Here is a 19,722-nt window from a genome sequence, read left to right as displayed (position 1 = left end):
TCCATCTTTACCTATTACTTAAGTTTTGATATAAAAATTTTAAAATTTAATAAATTCACAATAAAATTTATAAAAGACATATAACGTAATAAATAAAAACACACGCTCGAAATCTATTATTTTTTTAACAAGTGAACCATATTTGAAAATCATTTAAATCAATTGACTTATAACATATGAAACGATTGAATATAAAGTCATAACCACTGATTATGGTTGATATCGTACAGGTTTTTGAGAAATTACATACTTATTCTTTTGAACAAAATCAAAGTAGCGAACTAAACTCTATTGTTCTTTCTCAGCGTCAAATGAGATTGTAACCAATGCAACCTGTCACTGGATGGACCATTGAATTTAAAACCTCATATATAATTCAACTCAGTTTTGGCAAATTAGCGTAAGTTATGTTTTTAAAACCTTATTTTTCTAGCAATGACAAGCAGTTCGAATTCACCCGTCAGCAGGCAAGCCACTTTGCGAAAGTGGTCGCTGGTGACTTCAATCCAATTCATGATGAAGACAGCAAGCGCTTCTGTGTGCCCGGAGATCTTCTGTTCGCTGTCCTGCTAAAAAAAGAAGGTGTCAGTCAGAAGATGCGGTTTGATTTCTCAGGCATGGTCGGTGAAGGCATTGCTCTTCACATAGATAATAAATGCAACAAGCAAGCGAGCGTTGTCGATTGCAATGGTAAAGAGTACCTTCAAATGACACGCGAGGGCGATATCAATCGTGATCCCGCATTCATCGAGCATGTGGTAACAAACTACGTCCAGTTTTCGGGGATGAATTTTCCACACATCATGGTTCCCTTAATGCAAGAACAAAAGATGATGATTAATTGCCAACGTCCACTCGTGATTTACGAGAGTATGGAAGTAGAGTTCTCCCGCTTAGATATCTCTAATCCAGAAGTAGAATTTAACGGTGCAACATTTGATGTTGAAGGCAAGCGTGGAGTGGTCACGCTTAATTTTGATTTTAAGCAAGAAACCGAAGTTGTCGGAAAAGGTATCAAAAGAATGGTAGCTAGCGGTCTAAAAGAATACAATCAAGATGATATCGATGAGCTAGTATCTCGTTTCAACGAACGTAAAAAAACCTTTCTAGCACAGCTCAACCAAGCAGCTTAAACTAGCAAAAGAAAAGTCCCACAAACATGTGGGATTTTTATATCCAACGCCTAACACGCTGCTTATAATCCACATAGGTTGCTCCAAATAGCTCCTCTAAAGCCGCTTCCTCCGGAAAAATTTGAAATCGATTAATGTAGAATACAAAAATAAATGTAATCAGCATACTTAAGATATTTTGCTGCCAATAAGCAAAACCAAACAGCAAAACGAACATACTTAAGTACATTGGATTTCTAGTAAACGAAAATACACCTGTATCGACAACCTTTGACGCATGTTTTACCTGAATAGGACTGATAGTTGTCTTCGCTTTTCTAAACTCATACACACCCGCAAAACCAACAAGCACCGATACGACAAGACATGCTATCAATACGATGTGAGCAAACGGCAAATTAACAGACAGGGTATTAAATTCATCGCTGGTAAACTTAATCGCTAAACACAAAATGATAAAAACAAGTGGTGGAGGAAGCTTTCTTTCAAGACTTTTCATATCCCATACCAACCTGACTGACTTATATAAAAAATAGCCCAGCACCGCGTGCTGGGCCAGATGATTCACATAATCTTTAGTAGTGCTTGCAATGGGTGTTGCATTTTAGTGCTATCAAACCGCTTAACCTGACTTCGACAAGAATAGCCCGTAACAAGGCATCGATCTTTCGGCAACTGCTCTATCTGGGGTTTCCAACTTAAACCATAGATATCCCGCGACATTTCAAGTTTGTCAACCTCATGGCCAAAGGTTCCAGCCATACCACAACAACCCACTGGGACAGTGTTTAGACTTGCCCCAAAATGAGTAAATATCCTGCCCCATTCTTTTTCAGCATTGGGCATTTTTGTCTTCTCAGTGCAATGCGAAAACAAATACCAAGGTTCCGTGGATTTCGAAGCAGTAGCTTCAAACTCTTCGAGTCTCGGTTCTAGCCACTCGTGAACATTGAGTACTTCAAAATCCCCTCGTTTTTCTCCCAAGACTTCGTTGTATTCATCTCTGTAACAAAGAACAAGTGCGGGGTCAACACCAACCATGGATAGGTTGCAATTAGCGACTTGCCGCAAAAAGTCTGCTGTAGTTTCGGCTGTGTGAGCAAATCGCTTCAAAAAGCCTTTAACGTGTTGAGCTTTGCCATTAGGTTTAAATGGCAGTAACACGGGTGTTTTTCCGAGTTTAACAAGCAGTTTTGCAAAGTCTTCGACGACATCCGCATCGTAATAGCTGGTGAACGGATCTTGGACAATAACCACATGATTAGCCTTATCACCAGCAGATAGGCGTGTCAGTTCGTCCAAATTAAATCTTTTATAGATGCTCATTCTTGCGTCAAGTGTCGGTACAGACATCAAAGGAAAATCTGTATAGCCGACCACAGAAGTAGTCAATTTCTGTACCCAATTCTGACCCAAAACACTATTTATAAGCTTCGGTGTCTTTGCCATTACCGGCAGTAGAGACTCAATATTAGCAACAAGATAGTCTTTTGCAGGGCGTTGATATCGCGAGTAGTAAATATTCAGAAATCGAGAGCGAAAGCTTGGTACATCAACTTTAATCGGACATTGGCTGGCGCACGCTTTACAAGCTAAGCAACCATTCATAGCTTCCAGCACTTCATGGGAGAAATCATAGTCTCTCTGCTTGGTGAGAGAATTTTTTACTCGCTCAATCATAGACTTTATCGACACTGTATCTGTAAGAGTTTTCTTCTCGAGATCAAGGATATCAATACCCTGCTCGGTGAGCTGTCTTAACCATTCCCTCACAAGGCCCGCTCGCCCTTTTGGTGAGTGGCGTCTGTCGGCCGTCACTTTCATTGAAGGGCACATGGGCGAGGACGTATCATAGTTAAAGCAAAGCCCGTTGCCATTACATTCCATCGCTTGTTTAAAACTGTCACGAACCTTTACATCGATCTGACGATCGTAATAACCCCGTTTAATCCCTGCCACTTTGACCAATTCAGCTTGGCTATCAAGAGGTGTGCAAATCTTACCAGGATTCATCTTATTATGCGGATCAAAAGCAGCTTTCACTCTCCTTAGTTCCGTAAATAACTCATCGCCAAAAAACTCGGGACCATATTCAGAGCGAAAGCCTTTGCCGTGTTCTCCCCACATCAAACCACCGTATTTGGAGACGAGCTTAACCACCTGATCAGAGATTTCATGCATGAGCACTTCTTGCTTAGGATCACACAAGTCCAAAGCTGGACGTACATGCAAAACCCCCGCATCAACATGACCAAACATGCCATAAGACAGTGATTTAGAATCAAGCAATTGACGAAACTCAGCAATAAAATCGGCCAAGTTTTCGGGAGGTACACAAGTATCCTCAGCAAACGCCACTGGTTTAGCACGCCCTTTAGCAGCACCGAGTAAACCTACGGCTTTCTTTCTCATCTTGTATATCCGCCCGATACTCGATAAGTCTCGACAGACTTGATAACCTATGACTCCAGCTTCTTTACTGGCAATCATGTTGTCGAGCTTTTCGGTCAAAGCCTTGAGTTGGCGATCAACTTCCTCAACATCATGACCAGCATACTCCACCATGTTGATCCCTTGCATATCTTTGCCAGGGACATCGGTCAATAAATCACTTACCGTGTGCCATACAATGTCTTGTTTGGCTAAATTCAACACGTTAGAGTCTATAGTTTCTACCGATAATGCGCTTGCTTTAACCATAAAAGGAGCATTACGCAGCGCCGAGTCAAAACTGTTGTACTTAACATTCACCAAAACTCTTACTTTAGGGATCGGAGTGAGATTAAGTTTGGCTTCAGTGAGAAATGCTAAAGACCCCTCAGCACCACAGAGAACTCGGGTGATATCAAACTCGCCCGTTTGCTCGTTAATGGCATTATTTAAATCGTATCCGGTTAAAAAACGGTTAAGTGGTGGGAATTTTGCTTTGATTTGGTCTCGCTTTTCACGACATACGTTTTCGGTGACTTTCAAGGCACGGTGAGCCAAACCTTCTTCATTCGGTCTACCACCAGACATATCGGATTCAAGCAGCGAACCATCGGCAAAAACGGCTTGGACTGACAAAACATGGTCTGAAGTTTTTCCATATTTTAACGAGCCTTGCCCCGACGCATCGGTATTGATCATCCCCCCAATCGTTGCTCGGTTACTGGTTGAGAGATCCGGTGAGAAAAAATACCCATAAGGCCTTATGGCATCATTTAGTTGATCTTTAACAACTCCAGTCTGAACTCTTACCCAACCCTCTTCTTGATTAATTTCAAGAACCTTGTTCATATGGCGAGAAAGGTCAACAACGATTCCTTGAGTCAAAGACTGACCATTGGTCCCAGTTCCACCGCCACGAGGCGAGAAAGTAATCCGCTCATAATTTTCTTGTGTGCTGAGCCTGCTCAATAAAACGACATCTTGAGTTGATTTAGGGTGAACGACAGCCTGAGGGAGCTGTTGATATACACTGTTATCGGTAGCAACCGCTAAACGGCTAGAATATTGACTTTCGATGTCGCCTTCAAAACCTTCATTTTTGAGGTTTTTGAGAAAACCGAGTACAAGCGGATCAACATCAGACTGTGAGTGTAATCTTGGTAACATTTGCTTCCTGCCCCTACTTCACTATTCCTAACAGTAAAGGGTCCTAATAAACGGATAATATTTTTTGATTTTCGTCACTTTACAACATTTGAAACGGTGAATAAAACATAAATACGATTTGAAAATGGCACTTATCTAATTTCTTATCCACACTTAGTCATTATGGGTTAGTTAGCACATATCTTTTACAAGAGAGCCATCAATGAAAAAAAATCAAATCATCACTACAGAAGATATTCTATTAAAACTTTGCCAATCTGTATCAACCATATTGAGCGAAGCGAGTAATTCAGATATCCATTACTCTGCCATGGTGCAAAAAATCACTAAAACAGGTTTAAAGCCTGATTTCGGCTGCTTTGTTCTGTTTGATGGTGGCTTCTCCGGTTTGGTTGTCATCAATTTCACGTCAAAAGCAGCATTAGAACTTTATACGAATTATATGCGCCATATGGGCATGCCAGAAGAAGAATTAGCCACATTACACACCTCAGACGAAGTGGCGGATGTACTCGGTGAGCTAATGAACCAGATTGTTGGTGGCTTCACCAACCAAATACGTAAAGACCTCCAGACGCACATCACTCAAAACCAACCTAAGATGCTTACACTAAATAAGCAAGTCATCTTGTCAGTCGATACAAACCTTGATCGCCCACAAGCGCGACGAGTAACGTTTTCCACCGAAACAGGCAATATTTTCTATCTTGAACTCGCTATGGACAAGACAGAGTTTATTCAGCTTGAAGAGTTCGAATCACATGAAGAGGAAAGCCCTGACGCTATCTTGGAACAGGCGCTTTCAGATGTGAGAGAGGAAAAAGAGGGCAAAGAAAAGTCAAATACACAAGCATCTGATTTAATGGATGACCTTGGTATTTAGTTCTTTTCTCGCCATATCTACAGCCGCTCCAACTGGGCGGCCTTTGTTTGTCTTAATGATGCACCGTCACTAAGATTATTGCTTCAAGAGTTCCGTTTTAATGTCAGAAGAGTTAAAATACCCGACTTCTTTAGAAACGGTGAGATTTTCTGTTGTCGATGGATAAACAAAAAGCCCTAAAAAAGATCGCTAAATGTCTTGAACTTGGTAACTCTGCCAATGTTAATGAAGCTGCCAATGCGATAAAAATGGCACATCGTCTGATGCTTAAATATGGCTTAGACAAAGATGATATTGAATTTATCAAAATGGGTAAAACTCAATCGACACACCTACTTCCCTCCAACATCAGCTCTACCTTGTTGCGTATTATTCGAGGAATTAACACTAAATTTGGCGTTGAGGCAGTACTTACTAATCATAAAGGATTAAAAAGAGCTGAGTTTATTGGCGAAGCAGACCGCGCTATCTTTGCAGCCTTCGCATTTGATATCGTTTATCGAGAGCTTAACGAACAAACTGGAAAGTTTCGTAACAGCTTTGCGGGAACAGGAACCTCTAACACCGAAGTCACCCGCCGCGTGAACTCATTTATTTCTGGGTGGGTCGAAGGGGCACTTGAGAAGCTGCCGATGATCAACCCTGATGAAGACTCTTGCAAAAAAATCGACGATTACATAGATAAAGAGTTTAAAAACATAGATCGCGAAACCTTCAAGAAACAGTTGAAGGAAGCCATGAAAAACCTAACCGAAGACTATGAGGTCGGCTTGAAAAAAGGTCGTTCTGTATCAGTAAGCAGACCTATCGACGGCGCGCAAGCACCCAAAATGTTACGAAAACACTCCCAGTAATCAGCACAAGGTGGCTGATTTTCAGCCACTTATGTTTGAAGTAAGCAAATATTGAGTAAATTAATAAATACATAATTGACACAAATGTCAACTAGAGCATTAATTGCTTTGCTCCCACAGTCGGGTGTGGGCGCATTCAATCAATGATTCTACATGGAGATGTTTTGTGAATAAATTAGCTTTAGCAGTGGTGGTAACAACTTTTTCATTACCCAGTAAATACATTACACTATAGGTCAGGTCATTCTGCTTATTTCGTAAAGGAATACATTGAAATTTGTTAGCCTTTCACTGCTTCTGTTCTGCTCTTTTTGTATGGCAGAATCCATCGACGCTTTAACAGCTAAAGCGCAGAACAACGACGTTGAGGCGCAAATTCTCCTTGCTGAGCAGTATCTCACTACCTCTTCGCCTACTTCACGTGTCGATGCGTTATATTGGTTTGAACAAGCCGCCAACAATGGCAGCTCACAAGCAGCGGCTCGGTTAGCTTCTCTGTATCTTGAAGACGGAGCGTCAAAACGTGATATCCAAGAAGCTATCTACTGGTTAACCCGTTTAGCTCTTGAAGGCAGTATTGATGCGCAGATTAACTTAGGTAAAGTCTATGAAAGCTTGCCTCAGCTACCCAAGACATTGGATTTAGCTGAAGTGTGGTATCGAACCGCATCCGCAGGCAATGAAAAGGCGGAGGAAGCCTACTCGGGAGTGCTGGAAAAGAAATTTAACGCTCAGAGAGCCAAGCAAATATCATCAATAGAGCAATTAGAAATTCAGTTCGACGATCTCAGCCTTAAGATTGATCCTATTGCTAAAAAAGTATTAGGTTCATCGGTCAATAATGACAGCTTAATTTATGCGCTATTGAGCTTTTCCATCATCCTTTTAATGATAATCATCTGGTACCACTTAAAACTACGTAACTTTTCAACTCAATCAAGTACCTTAGAAAAAGATTCAGATTACGAAAAGCGTGAGTTACAAAAAAAACTAGCAGAAAAAAGCCATCAGCTTAAGCAGCAAAAGAAGCAATTAGAAACCCTCTACAGACAATTCAAAAAGATTCAGTCTTCTTCATCTCCGCAGCAAGCTAAGGCCAGACTCAGTCCTACAGCGCCGGAAAAAGATCAAAAGCTATCACTCGCCTGCGCACTGTTTGGGTTTAAGATTAATTCCATTCCCAGTGAAAAGAATATCAAGATTCGCTACAAGCAGCTGTGTAAAATCTATCATCCAGACTTAAAAGGGAGTGATGAAGAGATGAAGAGACTGAATGGCGCACTTAGAATCATCCTTCACCACGTTAATCCCCCACTTCAAAGGTGACAAGCCCCAACCTCTCCGAGTCAATTCATGACGTTACGTAATCGATTCCTTTCGCAATTCACATAACAAATAGTTAACTTTTATTTATTGGCCGTGTAATAATTCGCACCGAAAATAACACCGTAGAATAGGTTTAGGGGTGAATGATGTTTACTATTGAAGGTGTTTGCGATTGGTGCAAAAAGCTCAGTATGGTCACCAAACATGAATATATAGATGGGCTTTGCCATCACTCGTGTGAAGAGTGTAACGACATTGCTAAATTAGATGTTCGCCAATTTAATGCAGCTGAGATTCAGCAGCAAGAAAAAGACGCTCGTTCATCAAGTTAGATGAAGCATAATGATGGCAGAGATGGGAACGCGTACATACCAAATAGTATGTACGCTTGCGGGTTAGGCTTTAATAAATGGCTTGTTTGGTGAATGTCGATCTCAATAGAGACTGTGCAGACGTGTTAACTTTAACAGCTTCTATATAAGGCTCGCTGTTATTCGCTTCTGACCTCTCCCACATCTGTATATAAGCTTCTGCCGAGTTCATAACCGCCTCGTATACTCGAGCAGAACCTTGCTCTCGCATATCTTGAATGTGATCGGCCAGCATACCGTAATGAGCCATTCCTTCCTGATTAAAATCAAATACCCGATTTCCTGAAACTTGCTTGTCAAACACTAATCCAAATTCCGACACGTAAGGATAATTAAGAGGATTAGTGGATACATCAAACCTAGGTCCCGGCTGCGTGCCTAATCCATTCATATCTGTGCCAACACCGACTCCAGCCAGATAAGGCGTCTTTTCTAACTCATCAAGATACCTAGATACCATAATTTGCATTTGATAAGCGTCACCATTGTAGGGTCCGACAAAGCCACCAGCATGAATCAAACGCTTGGTGTTGGGATGAAGTCCGCCACCTCTTGATGTATTCATCCAGCTGTGAGATGAAATGACCCCGCTGTATTGCCTCTGCTCGACAATATCCATCACCGCCGTAGCCGTGTCTGGGCTCATATGGTCCATTTCAATCAGCATTTTTTTATCTATCATTCGATTAACTAAATATTCACCAAGTGTGCTTAAGCCATGCTGGTTACAATGCAAAATGCTCTCATCATATTGAGGATTTAAACCAGCTGCATCAAGAATGGGTTTGATGAAGGGAAGCTGGCCGATTAAAGGGAAACCTGGGTAAAAATGTTTGTCCGTCCCAGTTTCAGCATCGCACTCTTTAGTTTCAAAAAAATAGCCTGTCGATAGTAGTTGGCCGATATTAATAAACTCATGTTCAACCCGAGAGCCCGCCAATTGATTATCGAATTTATGAGTGGGGTAAACGATTCTTACTCCCAAGTCATAAAGCTCATTGAGCCCAGCTTCGATAGTCTCGAGATTACATATATCCTTCTTACCACAGTTCAAGGTTTCAGACGCTTCAACGCCCATGACTACCGCCATCTTTCCTTCGGCAATCACTTGGCGAGCTTCACTGGGTGAAGTCACCAGACGAAAGAAACCCTTACCAACCCCACCCGATTGAGCATCTATATAGTCCTGCATCTCATTGAGCCTTTGGATCTGTAAGCGTATGCTGTCCATAGTGTTACAACTGTTTGGATTTATCCAAGAACCAGGATTTACAGTCGATTGAATATGGCAAAGTACTTCATTTTCCACTAAATGACTGACCATTAACCTAAGACCAGATAAATACGCCCGTTCGATCCACTTGTAGTAGTATCCCATATGGCTCATTTCTTTATGATTCGGCCAAAAAGGGAAATCAGGCCAACCTCGGGTATCGTATCTATGCGTAATATCATTGAAAGCCAGCAAGTTACCAATAATGTCAAGCGATCCATCAGGGCCATGCGCTTCAGCGCTGTCTTTCAACGCTTCTTCTACTCCCCACGGATGAAACGGCTTGCCATGCATCATTTTGCCCCCCATAAACTCATACGATGTAATATGGGTATGAGGATCCACATACCCTCTAATCGGTTTATTAACATCTCCGGCTAGCGCAGTTCGGTCACCGGTAACATTGACCTCAACTTCAGGAAAGGCTTTACAACCCGTTTGCTCAACCAGCAAAAACTCTCTTTCGCTGGTTTTATGTCTTGGGTTCAGTAAGTCGAAGAAATAGAGGCCTCCATCTTGCCAATTGTGTCTTAGCCCCATATTCAAAGCTTTATTATACAATCCAAACCGCTGCTCATTTGCAATTTCAGTTGATGAGATACTCCACTCAGCAAAACTGCCAACATATCGCCCTGCACCTATCTGTGCAGGCAAATGGCTGGCAAGAAATCGCCCTTCTCTATCGGTCAAAAAGTAATTCATAAACGATGTCGGTTTCATGTAAAACCGCTCTGCCTCAGCTATTGGTACAGCTTCAAACCGGTAACTCAGCCCATCATTAACAGGTCCTCCTTTATCATACTTGGTTAGAAAAGTTCCATTGTGAGGTGATTGGATGGAGTAGCACCCAAGTGCTAATTGGTTTACGACTTCGTTCTTTGGTTCGGCATAAGTATTTGCAGAAACAGCAACAGCGCAGATCACCAAGCCAGAGCAGAGAGTAATTTTCATTGTGCTCTTTCCTTGTTGTTTGCATTAAATCTTACTACTGACGTTAGAGTTGATATGAAGCACTCAATATGTGATAAAACTCATAACAACATTAATAAAATAGTCAGGTATAAGTGCAATATCCAGATTAAAATCACAAATAAGCAAGCTTAAAAATGACAAAAGAGACGTTATCGCTTGATGGGGGCTAGTTTTGAGGGTTATGAAGGACAGAGACGCGCCAACAATGAGTTATTGGCGCCGAGTTTTATCAGTTCGCAACTTCGGTTACCACTTCAGTGTTTACTGAATTGGCAATAAAGCAGTTTTCATGAGATATATCGTGCATTTTTGTCAGTTGCTCATTGGTGGGTGTTTTATCACCAGAAAACACTATATGTGGGCGCAAAACGACCTTAGTTATGGCTTCCCTACCCTCACTATTTTTGCCAAGCATGCCAATCGCTTCATCTGTATAGCTATCGATCACATACTTGCGCTTAGCTGCAATCGACAAAAAGGTCAACATATGACAACTGGATAAGGCTGCAACAAATGCTTCTTCGGGATCGACGTTAGCTTCATTAGACAATGGTAATGGCACAACAAGTGGGGACGGAGATGCTGGTATCGATAGACCACCATCAAATTCCCAAATGTGCGCCCGACTGTATTGATCGTCGTTAAATATCTCGTCTTCATTTCGTACCCAGCGAATGACAGCTGAATGCTGTGACATATTATGATTCCTAACAGTAATAAATAGAATTTGTTGCTAATTTTTAAATATATCGTATGGTGATTTTCACCTAGCGATTGATACAAACCTAGATGGCAAATGATTTATCATAAAAATAGGAATAAACCTATTCCACCTCTTAAGTTAATTCCCAACGAAAATAAGGCCTTTGGCCTTCCATTCGTTCGATCTCTGCACCAAGCTTTTTGTAAAAGTCATGCGCCCTTATGTTATAGGGACTGGCTGTCCACGCTATATGTGATACTAATTCTGCATCGGCCTGTTCTCTCATCGCTAACATAAGCTGCTGACCATATCCTTTCGATCTCTCACCTCCCAGCACCAATAAGTCATCAAGCCAGATTGATGCATATCCGCTGAAAGAAGAATACCGATAATGATACAAGGCGAAGCCTAATACTGTTTCATCAAGCTCAAGTAATAAGGCATAAGCATAAGGAGTATCGACAAACAAGGCACGCTCAATTTTTTCAACGGTGGCAGCCACTTCACCTGAAAAACCTTTCATGCTTCGGTCAAACTCTGCTTTAAGCTTGATAAACTGCAAAAGTGTCTTTGCATCTGTCTTGACTGCTTTCCTAATCACCATCAGTGCTCCAACCAAACTGCATTGATAAGGAGCAAATTTACTGCAATTCTATATCACTTACCCATTTAATTAGGCCAAAAATTAGATGCTCATCAAGTTTTCGTGGCATTTAGCTAACCATATGAAATGAAAAACGAATTATCTTGTTCTCTCTTACCTTGATTCTCGTATTTGAGTTCAAAGTATTAGTAATAATCACCATGGCTACTTGGGTGAGTAGAGTACTGTGGTCGCTAATGACATTTTATCCAATTAGAGGGAGAACAAGAGCTATGACCAAAAATATCACTATTGCGCTAGGAGCTGGTTTTATCGGAAGCCTAGCCAATGCACTGGCAATCTACCTTATTAATCCCTTGCAAGGACTAGCGTCACCGGATCACCTTTTTGTCTATAAACAAGTCTTTTGGGGCGGCTTGTGGGCATTGTTGTACTGTTTGCCTTGGTTTAATACGCAAAGATGGCACATTAGAGGTATCTTAGTTGGCGTTGCAGCAAGTCTATGTACGTTTTTTGTTTTTCAAGCCATCCCTCTCAATCCAATGAATCTTATCAAAGCTTTTATAGTCAATGTAATTGCTTGGGGCATGTTGTCTTCTTATTGCTATGAACAAGCAATAAATCATGAGAAAAATGAAGAATCAAGCCACCTATCAAGATAGTGAAAGGTGGCCGTTTAATCTTGCTATTGAAAGGAGAATATTGCTATAAAAAAGCGATCATCCAATAACAGCATCAGGCTGGTTTTCTGGCACAGCATTAATGAATGCGGGTAGCTCTCTTAATGCAGCAGAAACTTCTCTTATTATTGGAAAGCCAGTCAGTTCAACATCAAAGCGCTCGGCATTATATACTTGTGGAATCAAACAAATATCAACCAAACTCACTTCATTGCCCACACAATACGTTCCTCTGCTTTTGGCCAGTTTTTGCTCCAAGCCTTCGAATCCGAGTAGGATCCAATGCTTGTACCAATCGGACTTGCAAGATTCTTCCAGTAATAATTCACCCGTCAAATATTGTAATACTCTGAGGTTATTTAGTGGATGAATATCGACTGCAATATCCTGAGCCAAAGCCTTAACTAGGTAGCGATTCTGTTTATCCAACGGAGTCAATAAAGCTGTTGGATACGTTTCATCAAGGTAATCGATAATCGCTAGAGACTGATTAAGCTGTATATCGCCATCAACTAAGACGGGAACAAGCTGGCTTGGATTTAACAACTTAAAGTCACTTGCATGCTGCTCGCCGCCATTTTTGACCAAATGGACTGACTTTTGTTGATACGCAAGCCCTTTATAATTTAATGCAATTCGAACTCGATAAGCCGCTGATGAACGCCAATAGTCATAAAGCGTGATATTAGACATTAGTACTTCACCACTTTCTGGTCGATAGCGCCAAAAATGGAATCACCTGCTTTGCCTTTCATTTCTATTTTGATGGTATCGCCAAACTTCATAAACTGCGTAGAAGGCTTACTGTCGCGAATGGTTTCAATCATACGTACTTCTGCAATACATGAATATCCTACTCCACCTTCTTGGATTGAGGTACCAAATTCAGTGCCTTGCTTATTAGATACTGTGCCCGATCCTACAATCGCACCAGCGGCAAGAGGTCGAGTTTTGGCTGCGTGCGCGACTAGCTGAGGAAACTCAAAGGTCATATCCACACCAGCGTTAGGGCAACCAAATGGCTCATCATTGTAATAGGAAAGCAAAGGTAAGTTAACTTTACCGCCATCCCATGCTTGGCCTAATTCATCAGGCGTCACTGCAACTGGAGAGAAGACTGACGAAGGCTTTGATTGAAAGAATCCAAACCCTTTAGCCAGTTCATTAGGAATTAAACCACGTAAAGAGACGTCATTGACCAGCATGATAAGGCGAATTGAATTGGCAGCTTGCTTAAGGCTTGCGCCCATAGGAACATCATCAGTTATCACCGCAACTTCACCTTCGAAATCTATTCCCCACTCTTCACTTCCAACCGGAATATCATCACATGGGCCGATAAAGGCATCCGAACCACCTTGATACATCAGCGGATCCGTCCAAAAACTTGGCGGCATTTCAGCACCGCGCGCTTTACGAACTAGCTCGACATGATTGACATAAGCACTGCCATCAGCCCATTGATAGGCACGCGGCAATGGTGACTCACAAGCTTGTTGGTCAAAAGGCATTGAGTCAGCGACGCGCCCTTCATTTAAGGCAAGGTAAACTTCATTCAACTGTGACTCAACTTTAGCCCACTGATCGAGCGCAAATTGCAGCGTGGGTGCAATATCTTTGACTGCCGAACAAACACTAAGATCTTTGCTTACGACCACTAGTTGGCCGTCACGAGTTCCATTTTTTAGGGTGGCTAACTTCATTATAATTCTCTTTGTTATTTATTAGGGTGTGATTTCCAGCTGTAAACGTATTCCTGATTCTCAACCGATTGCGCTTCATCACTAAAGCTCAGTGCATGACGAGTATCTATCATCACAGCCACTTCGTCAGTGAACTTTTTCTTGTACTCTCTGCCTGCTTGAAATGCTTTTGGATGAGGGCCGTGAGTAAAACCTGCCGGATGGAATGTCACCATACCTGCTTCTATGTTATCTCGGCTGAAAAAGTCACCTGCGTGATAGAAAAGGACTTCATCATAATCATCATTATTATGGTAGAAAGGCACTTTCAGAGCACCAGGATCACTTTCTATTGGGCGAGGGACGAAGGTACAGACAACAAAGCCTGCTCCAACAAACGTTGTATGTGCAGACGGCGGCAAATGATATCGATGTGACATTAATGGTCTGATATCACGCCAGTTCAGTTTCACTACTGCCAAATCACCATGCCAACCAACGGCATCAAGAGGATTAAACGGATAGGTTATCACACTCACCTGACCATGCCTTTTGACTTGAACCTGTGTTTCTTGTTCGGAATATTGATCCTTAAACTGCTGATTGATGGATGGTACTTCTAGCACTGCAGGATCAAAGACAGCATGATTACCTACCATACCTTTCTCTGGCAGTGAGTAAGCAGCATCAGTGTTTTCAACCATCAAAATGAACAAAGGTTCTAAAGGTTCTATCCGCCAGTTAGTCGAACGCGGGATGACAACATAATCGCCTTCACCAACCGTCAGATGACCATAATCACTGTACAAATCCGCTTTACCCTGATGAATAAAAAGTAGTTCATCACCATCAGCGTTTCGCACCAGAAAGTCCATCTTTTCTTCAAGACGCCAAGTGCGAATCTTACAATCGTTATTGAACAGTAGGTCTGGTACAGCCCACGGCGAAATTTGCGCCGCTTTTTCTACCAAGTTGAAGTTAAACGCTCTTGGGCGCAACTCACCTTCCCATTCAATCCAACCTGTAGGAGCGTGTTGGTGATGAAAATGAGAGGCAGGACCGAAGAAACCACTTCGGCCTGTTTCACGCTCATAAATAGCCTCTTCCGGAAAATCTGCATGCGCCTGCTTGGAGCACACTCCCTCCCGGTGAGGGAATGTAATCCACTTATGCATCGCTCAACACTCCTCGGCGAATTTGATCTTCTTCAATTGATTCAAACAGTGCCTTGAAGTTGCCTTCACCAAATCCTTCATTCCCTTTACGCTGAATGATTTCAAAGAAGACTGGCCCTATCACAGTTTGAGTAAATATTTGTAGTAAGATCCCATCTTTCATAGGTGCACCATCAATTAGGATTTGTAGTTCCTTAAGCTTATCAACATCTTCAGTGTGACCTTCTACTCGAGAGTTCACCTTCTCATAGTAAGTATCTGGGGTTGGCATAAAATCCATGCCTCGATCACGCAGTGTCTGCACCGTTTGGTAAATATCGTCTGTTGACATTGCAATATGCTGAATACCTTCACCATTGTATTCACGAATAAACTCTTCAATTTGCGATTTGTCATCAGAAGATTCATTGATAGGAATTCGAATTTTGCCACAAGGCGCGGTCATGGCTCGACTAACTAAACCAGTTAACTTGCCTTCAATGTCAAAGTAACGAATTTCACGGAAGTTACCGATACGTTCATAGAAACCGGCCCAAGTATCCATATTGCCTTGCTTAACATTGTGAGTGAGGTGGTCAATTTCAAACATACCCACGTCCGCTTTTTTCAAGCGATCGTCGGCATCATCATAAAAGTTGAAATCAACATCATAGATACTCTTCTTACCATAGCGATCAACAAAGTACAGTAAGCTTTGTCCGATACCATAGACAGCGGGAATACTCAGCTCCATGGGGCCAATTTCGGTTTTAAACTCCTCTGCGCCGTTTTCAAGTGCGTGCTGAAGTGCAATACAGGCATCTTTTACACGAAATGCCATACCGCAGACTGACGGGCCATGAACTTTGGCAAACTCTTCGGCTTGGCTGTGTGGCTGAGCATTAATAATGAAACTGATGTCTCCTTGGCGATATAGCCATGCTTGTTTCGAACGATGCTTAGCAATCTCTGCAAACCCCAAAGAAACAAACAAGTCTTTTAGTTGACCAATACCCTCTTCGGTTGCGGCTGTGTATTCGACAAATTCAAATCCATCGGTTCCTAGTGGGTTATATTCCTGAGTCATTGTTTTTTCCTCTGTGATTTATTGATGTCCGTTTCTATTTAACTTGTACTAACTTTTACGTTAAGGGAATAAAGGACCATCAAATTATTAAATCGGAAAAATACGTGGATTTTGTAAACAAAACGTAACACGGGGCTAGTTTGTCAAAAAACTTCATGAGGATAAGGGAAATACCGACCTCTATTGTAACATTTAATTTACAATTGATTTTTCAGCACTTGAATGGATTGAGGTACTTTCAAGTAATTCTATTTGCTCACATAACTTGTTACCCCAACCGTTAATAAGGCTATCAATTTCATCTACAGTCGCTTTGCCTGAAGTTATCATACTCATAGCGAGTTCTATATATCTAACATGATTTGGGTAATAGTATCGTACAACATCAGCACAACGACTTAACTCCGTATGCCAGCTGTTATCTTTGTTAGCATTAAGTGTATAAGCAGTACGCAACATTTTTTTTGCTAATATTTTTCCAATGGTATTTTGATTGCACTGATCCACCTTCGAGCGCTGCTCAGTCATAAAAAACCCAAGATCGTTATTTAGTGCCAATGCAATGTTTATACTTGGCCTTTGACGCGTAAAATGCTGGGATAAATCAGTCCCCCATACACAGCAACAACAATGCTTGAGCCAAAATTGCCAGTGATATACTTCATCGGGACTGAGGACTTGTTTCAAGTAACCAGGATCAAAGTCGATCTTTGATAGCTTTGGAGTTTGAGCTTCCAATTGCATTTTGATCGATGATAGCTCCTCAATAATGTTTGGTTCTATCGGACACCTTAATACTAATGAAATGTCTAAATCAGACACATACTTTTTCGCATTTCCTCTCGCAACGCTGCCATATAGATATACGCTATGTAGTTGGTTATCAAATGTAGATTCAAGAGTTTGAATGGTATTTTCAAGATAAGGCTGAAACTCTGGCTGAAGATAATCCAATGAGCAAGGATTTACTATAAAGCCCTTACTATCCAGACCATTATTCAACTCATCAGACATGCTATTCACCCGCTTTATTTACAACCTAACTACAAATATTGCTCCATAACAAAGTTAGTCAACTATTGGCCTCGCATTTCGACTTGTTGCTCACGCACAAGCTTAAATCCCATAGACTCATAGAAAGGGCGAGCGGTAATACTAACCTCGGAATAAAGTCTTGAGATACCACGTTGCTTGGCCTGCTCTATAATATATTCCATCATTGCACGACCGACGCCTTTCCCTTGAAACTTATAGTGACAAAAAAAGTGATCAATTTCGATACTTAATCGGCATTTTTGGTAAAAAGTTACCATTTTTTCAGTCAGTTGCACTATATTATTCAATAAATTTCACGTGGAAGAATTAGATAAATTGGGACAAGTTTTATCTTGCTTTCAGTAGATTGATTTGAAAGGAGTCTCCCTTGAACTGGAAACAAGCGATTCTGGCAAGTAGTGTCGCTTTAGTTGGTTTTACCAGCAATAGCCAAACTCTTGAGCAAGCAGTATCAATTACGTTGGCGACCAGCCCTGAACTAAAGAGCACATTCAACCTATACAAAAGTGCTCTAAAAGAATCAGATGCCTCTTTTGGTGCCTACTTACCCAATGTTGATTTAGACGCAGGATTAGGTAGAGAGAGTATCAGCCCTGCTCGATCATCAGGTAGAACCGATACAGACTTAACCAGGAAAGAAGCATCCATTATACTCACTCAACTTTTATGGGATGGAAATGCAACTCTAAACGATATAGACAGAACTGCAGCACAAGCTGAATCATCTAGGTTACAATTATTGGCAGATGCTTCCGATCTAGCACTAGAAGTCACTGACGTTTACCTCAATGCTGTCAAGTCAACGGAAATTCTTGCTCTTTCTGAGAGCAATCTTGCTGTACACAAAAAGATATATCGTGATATCAAAAAGCGCGCGGACTCAGGCATTGGATCTACTGCCGATGTTACCCAAGTAGAAGCTCGTATTGCTAAAGCTCACGGCAATCTACTTGCCGCGCAAAATAACCTAATCGACACTCATACTCAGTTCACTAGGTTAGTTGGGCAGAGCCCATTGGGTTTAATCTATCCTCAAGCTGATGAGTCTAAGCTTCCACTTACACTTAAAGACGCATTAGATACTGCTTTCAATAGTCATCCTGTGATTAAAATCTCCCAGGCTGATGTTGACTCCGCGCGTTACCAGTATAAACAATCCAAAGGTAACTACTACCCGACAATATCGGTCGAAGCCAGCCAAACATGGAGAGAGGATGCGGGAGGCAATGTCGGTAGTAGTGATGAATCACTAGCTATGCTTAGATTGAACTATAACCTCTTTAATGGAGGTTCTGATAAAGACCTTTCTGAACGTGCCGCATACCAACTAAACAGAGCAAAAGATTTACGTGATGATGCCTATCGCCAAGTAGAGGAAAGCTTACGATTATCATGGAGTGCATTGGACCTTTCTTTACAACAAAAAGAATTTCTTGCCGATCATGTTGATTCGGCCTCAGAAACCGTTATCGCCTATGAGAAACAGTATCAAATTGGCCAGAGAACGCTGTTAGATCTTCTCAACACGGAAAACGAGCTGTTTGAAGCACGAAGAGACTATCTTGATGCGCATTATGCTGAACAATATGCGAAGTATCGAGTGATGAATGCTACTGGTAATTTATTAGATTCCTTATTAGTTGCTGTCCCACCTGAATGGATGGAACAAGTGGAGTATTGAACATGAAGAGTGTAGGCATATTTGTACTGACTAGTATCAGTGTTGCACTGTCTGGTACTTCCCTAGCTATAGAAGATGAGTATAGTTATATAGATACACCCAAAGCAATCCAAGTAGCAGACTTGACGGATGATGATAGAGATGGAGTAGTTAATGCAAGAGATCTGTGCCCGGATACCCCAGAGGGCGCAAAAATCGATAATGATGGATGTGCGAGCTCGGTCAAAGCACAAGAAGAGCGGGCATTAAGAGTCCTTTTCGAACACGATTCATACGAAGTTAATCCTGTATTTTCAGACCAAATACAAGAAATGGCCGACTTCTTGGAAAAATATATGTCTGCATCGATTCAAATACGTGGTTACACAAGCAAAGTAGGCTCAGCAGCATATAATCTTAATTTATCGAAAAAAAGAGCAGCAGCTGTACAGGACGAACTATTGTATTACGGCATAGCACCTGAGCGCATTACTATCGTTGGATTTGGCGAAAGCCGTCTGGAAGACGAAGGTGATGATGAAGTCGCTCATGCTGCAAACCGCAGTGTGACAGCAAGTGTTATCGGTCTAGATGAAATAGTAGTTGAAGAGTGGACTATATTTAGCATCATAGAGAAATGATTCTTCTGCAAACTAAAAGCGCTCCTTTTGTGAGGAGCGCAACTTT

General features: G+C 41.6%; 18 protein-coding genes and 1 pseudogene. 8 read left to right on the top strand and 11 right to left on the bottom strand.

What is annotated here, in order from left to right:
- Positions 1 to 407: 407 nt before the first annotated feature.
- Positions 408 to 1,133, top strand: a complete 726-nt coding sequence (locus tag FIV01_RS06580; protein ID WP_152430283.1) for a DUF3581 domain-containing protein — start codon at positions 408 to 410, stop codon at positions 1,131 to 1,133.
- 37 nt (positions 1,134 to 1,170) lie between these two features.
- Here FIV01_RS06580 and FIV01_RS06575 read toward each other — a convergent pair whose 3' ends face one another.
- Positions 1,171 to 1,632 (bottom strand): methyltransferase family protein, encoded by a 462-nt coding sequence (locus FIV01_RS06575; RefSeq protein WP_152430282.1) that lies wholly within the window; start codon positions 1,630 to 1,632, stop codon positions 1,171 to 1,173.
- Between the two features lie 65 nt (positions 1,633 to 1,697).
- Entirely contained in the window at positions 1,698 to 4,730 is a 3,033-nt protein-coding gene (ydiJ, locus tag FIV01_RS06570) for a D-2-hydroxyglutarate dehydrogenase YdiJ (protein WP_152430281.1), read from the bottom strand.
- Between the two features lie 202 nt (positions 4,731 to 4,932).
- On the opposite strand from ydiJ, the gene FIV01_RS06565 reads away from it, so the two are divergent.
- The 4 genes from FIV01_RS06565 (at position 4,933) to FIV01_RS06550 (ending at position 8,125) form a co-directional block, all read left to right on the top strand.
- A complete protein-coding gene (locus FIV01_RS06565; protein WP_152430280.1) occupies positions 4,933 to 5,613 on the top strand; it encodes a DUF3334 family protein in 681 nt (226 codons plus the stop codon).
- Between the two features lie 158 nt (positions 5,614 to 5,771).
- The gene (locus FIV01_RS06560) at positions 5,772 to 6,467 is read left to right on the top strand and encodes a DUF2786 domain-containing protein (RefSeq protein ID WP_114785457.1); all 696 of its coding nucleotides are present in this window, start codon (positions 5,772 to 5,774) and stop codon (positions 6,465 to 6,467) included.
- A 270-nt stretch (positions 6,468 to 6,737) separates the two neighbouring features.
- Positions 6,738 to 7,793, top strand: a complete 1,056-nt coding sequence (locus FIV01_RS06555) for a tetratricopeptide repeat protein (protein WP_152430279.1) — start codon at positions 6,738 to 6,740, stop codon at positions 7,791 to 7,793.
- A gap of 146 nt (positions 7,794 to 7,939) precedes the next feature.
- Entirely contained in the window at positions 7,940 to 8,125 is a 186-nt protein-coding gene (locus FIV01_RS06550; protein WP_114785460.1) for a hypothetical protein, read from the top strand.
- Positions 8,126 to 8,195: 70 nt separating this feature from the next.
- On the opposite strand, the gene FIV01_RS06545 is transcribed toward FIV01_RS06550, so the two are convergent.
- From FIV01_RS06545 to FIV01_RS06535, 3 genes are all read right to left on the bottom strand, one after another.
- Positions 8,196 to 10,388: a membrane dipeptidase gene (locus FIV01_RS06545; RefSeq protein WP_152430278.1), complete on the bottom strand. Its 2,193-nt coding sequence runs from the start codon at positions 10,386 to 10,388 to the stop codon at positions 8,196 to 8,198.
- Positions 10,389 to 10,638: 250 nt separating this feature from the next.
- Positions 10,639 to 11,106, bottom strand: a complete 468-nt coding sequence (locus FIV01_RS06540; RefSeq protein WP_152430277.1) for an OsmC family protein — start codon at positions 11,104 to 11,106, stop codon at positions 10,639 to 10,641.
- Between the two features lie 139 nt (positions 11,107 to 11,245).
- Entirely contained in the window at positions 11,246 to 11,716 is a 471-nt protein-coding gene (locus tag FIV01_RS06535; protein WP_152430276.1) for a GNAT family N-acetyltransferase, read from the bottom strand.
- Positions 11,717 to 11,988: 272 nt separating this feature from the next.
- On the opposite strand from FIV01_RS06535, the gene FIV01_RS06530 reads away from it, so the two are divergent.
- Complete coding sequence (locus tag FIV01_RS06530; RefSeq protein ID WP_152430275.1) at positions 11,989 to 12,378, top strand: hypothetical protein; 390 nt, start codon at positions 11,989 to 11,991, stop codon at positions 12,376 to 12,378.
- Positions 12,379 to 12,435: 57 nt separating this feature from the next.
- On the opposite strand, the gene maiA is transcribed toward FIV01_RS06530, so the two are convergent.
- The 6 genes and pseudogenes from maiA to FIV01_RS06500 all read right to left on the bottom strand — a co-directional run.
- Positions 12,436 to 13,089, bottom strand: a complete 654-nt coding sequence (maiA, locus tag FIV01_RS06525) for a maleylacetoacetate isomerase (RefSeq protein WP_152430274.1) — start codon at positions 13,087 to 13,089, stop codon at positions 12,436 to 12,438.
- A complete protein-coding gene (locus FIV01_RS06520) occupies positions 13,089 to 14,099 on the bottom strand; it encodes a fumarylacetoacetate hydrolase family protein (RefSeq protein ID WP_152430273.1) in 1,011 nt (336 codons plus the stop codon). Before FIV01_RS06520 ends, maiA begins: the two co-directional genes overlap by 1 nt.
- Positions 14,100 to 14,113: 14 nt before the next feature.
- Complete coding sequence (locus FIV01_RS06515; RefSeq protein WP_152430272.1) at positions 14,114 to 15,253, bottom strand: homogentisate 1,2-dioxygenase; 1,140 nt, start codon at positions 15,251 to 15,253, stop codon at positions 14,114 to 14,116.
- On the bottom strand, positions 15,246 to 16,319 hold the full coding sequence (gene hppD / locus FIV01_RS06510) for a 4-hydroxyphenylpyruvate dioxygenase (protein ID WP_152430271.1): 1,074 nt from the start codon (positions 16,317 to 16,319) through the stop codon (positions 15,246 to 15,248). The genes FIV01_RS06515 and hppD overlap by 8 nt, the downstream gene beginning before the upstream one ends.
- A 192-nt stretch (positions 16,320 to 16,511) precedes the next feature.
- Positions 16,512 to 17,333: a nucleotidyltransferase domain-containing protein gene (locus tag FIV01_RS06505; RefSeq protein ID WP_152430270.1), complete on the bottom strand. Its 822-nt coding sequence runs from the start codon at positions 17,331 to 17,333 to the stop codon at positions 16,512 to 16,514.
- Positions 17,334 to 17,395: 62 nt separating this feature from the next.
- Positions 17,396 to 17,596 (bottom strand): annotated as a pseudogene (locus FIV01_RS06500) (GNAT family N-acetyltransferase); the annotation flags it as partial.
- Between the two features lie 146 nt (positions 17,597 to 17,742).
- Between FIV01_RS06500 and FIV01_RS06495 the strand changes: the two are divergent.
- Positions 17,743 to 19,056: a TolC family outer membrane protein gene (locus tag FIV01_RS06495; RefSeq protein ID WP_152430269.1), complete on the top strand. Its 1,314-nt coding sequence runs from the start codon at positions 17,743 to 17,745 to the stop codon at positions 19,054 to 19,056.
- Positions 19,057 to 19,058: 2 nt separating this feature from the next.
- On the top strand, positions 19,059 to 19,676 hold the full coding sequence (locus FIV01_RS06490) for an OmpA family protein (RefSeq protein ID WP_246210433.1): 618 nt from the start codon (positions 19,059 to 19,061) through the stop codon (positions 19,674 to 19,676).
- The last annotated feature ends 46 nt before the right edge of the window (positions 19,677 to 19,722 follow it).

It is taken from the genome of Vibrio aquimaris, from assembly GCF_009363415.1.
GTDB classification, from domain to species: Bacteria; Pseudomonadota; Gammaproteobacteria; order Enterobacterales; family Vibrionaceae; genus Vibrio; species Vibrio aquimaris.
This window is presented reverse-complemented; position numbering and strand designations above follow the sequence as displayed.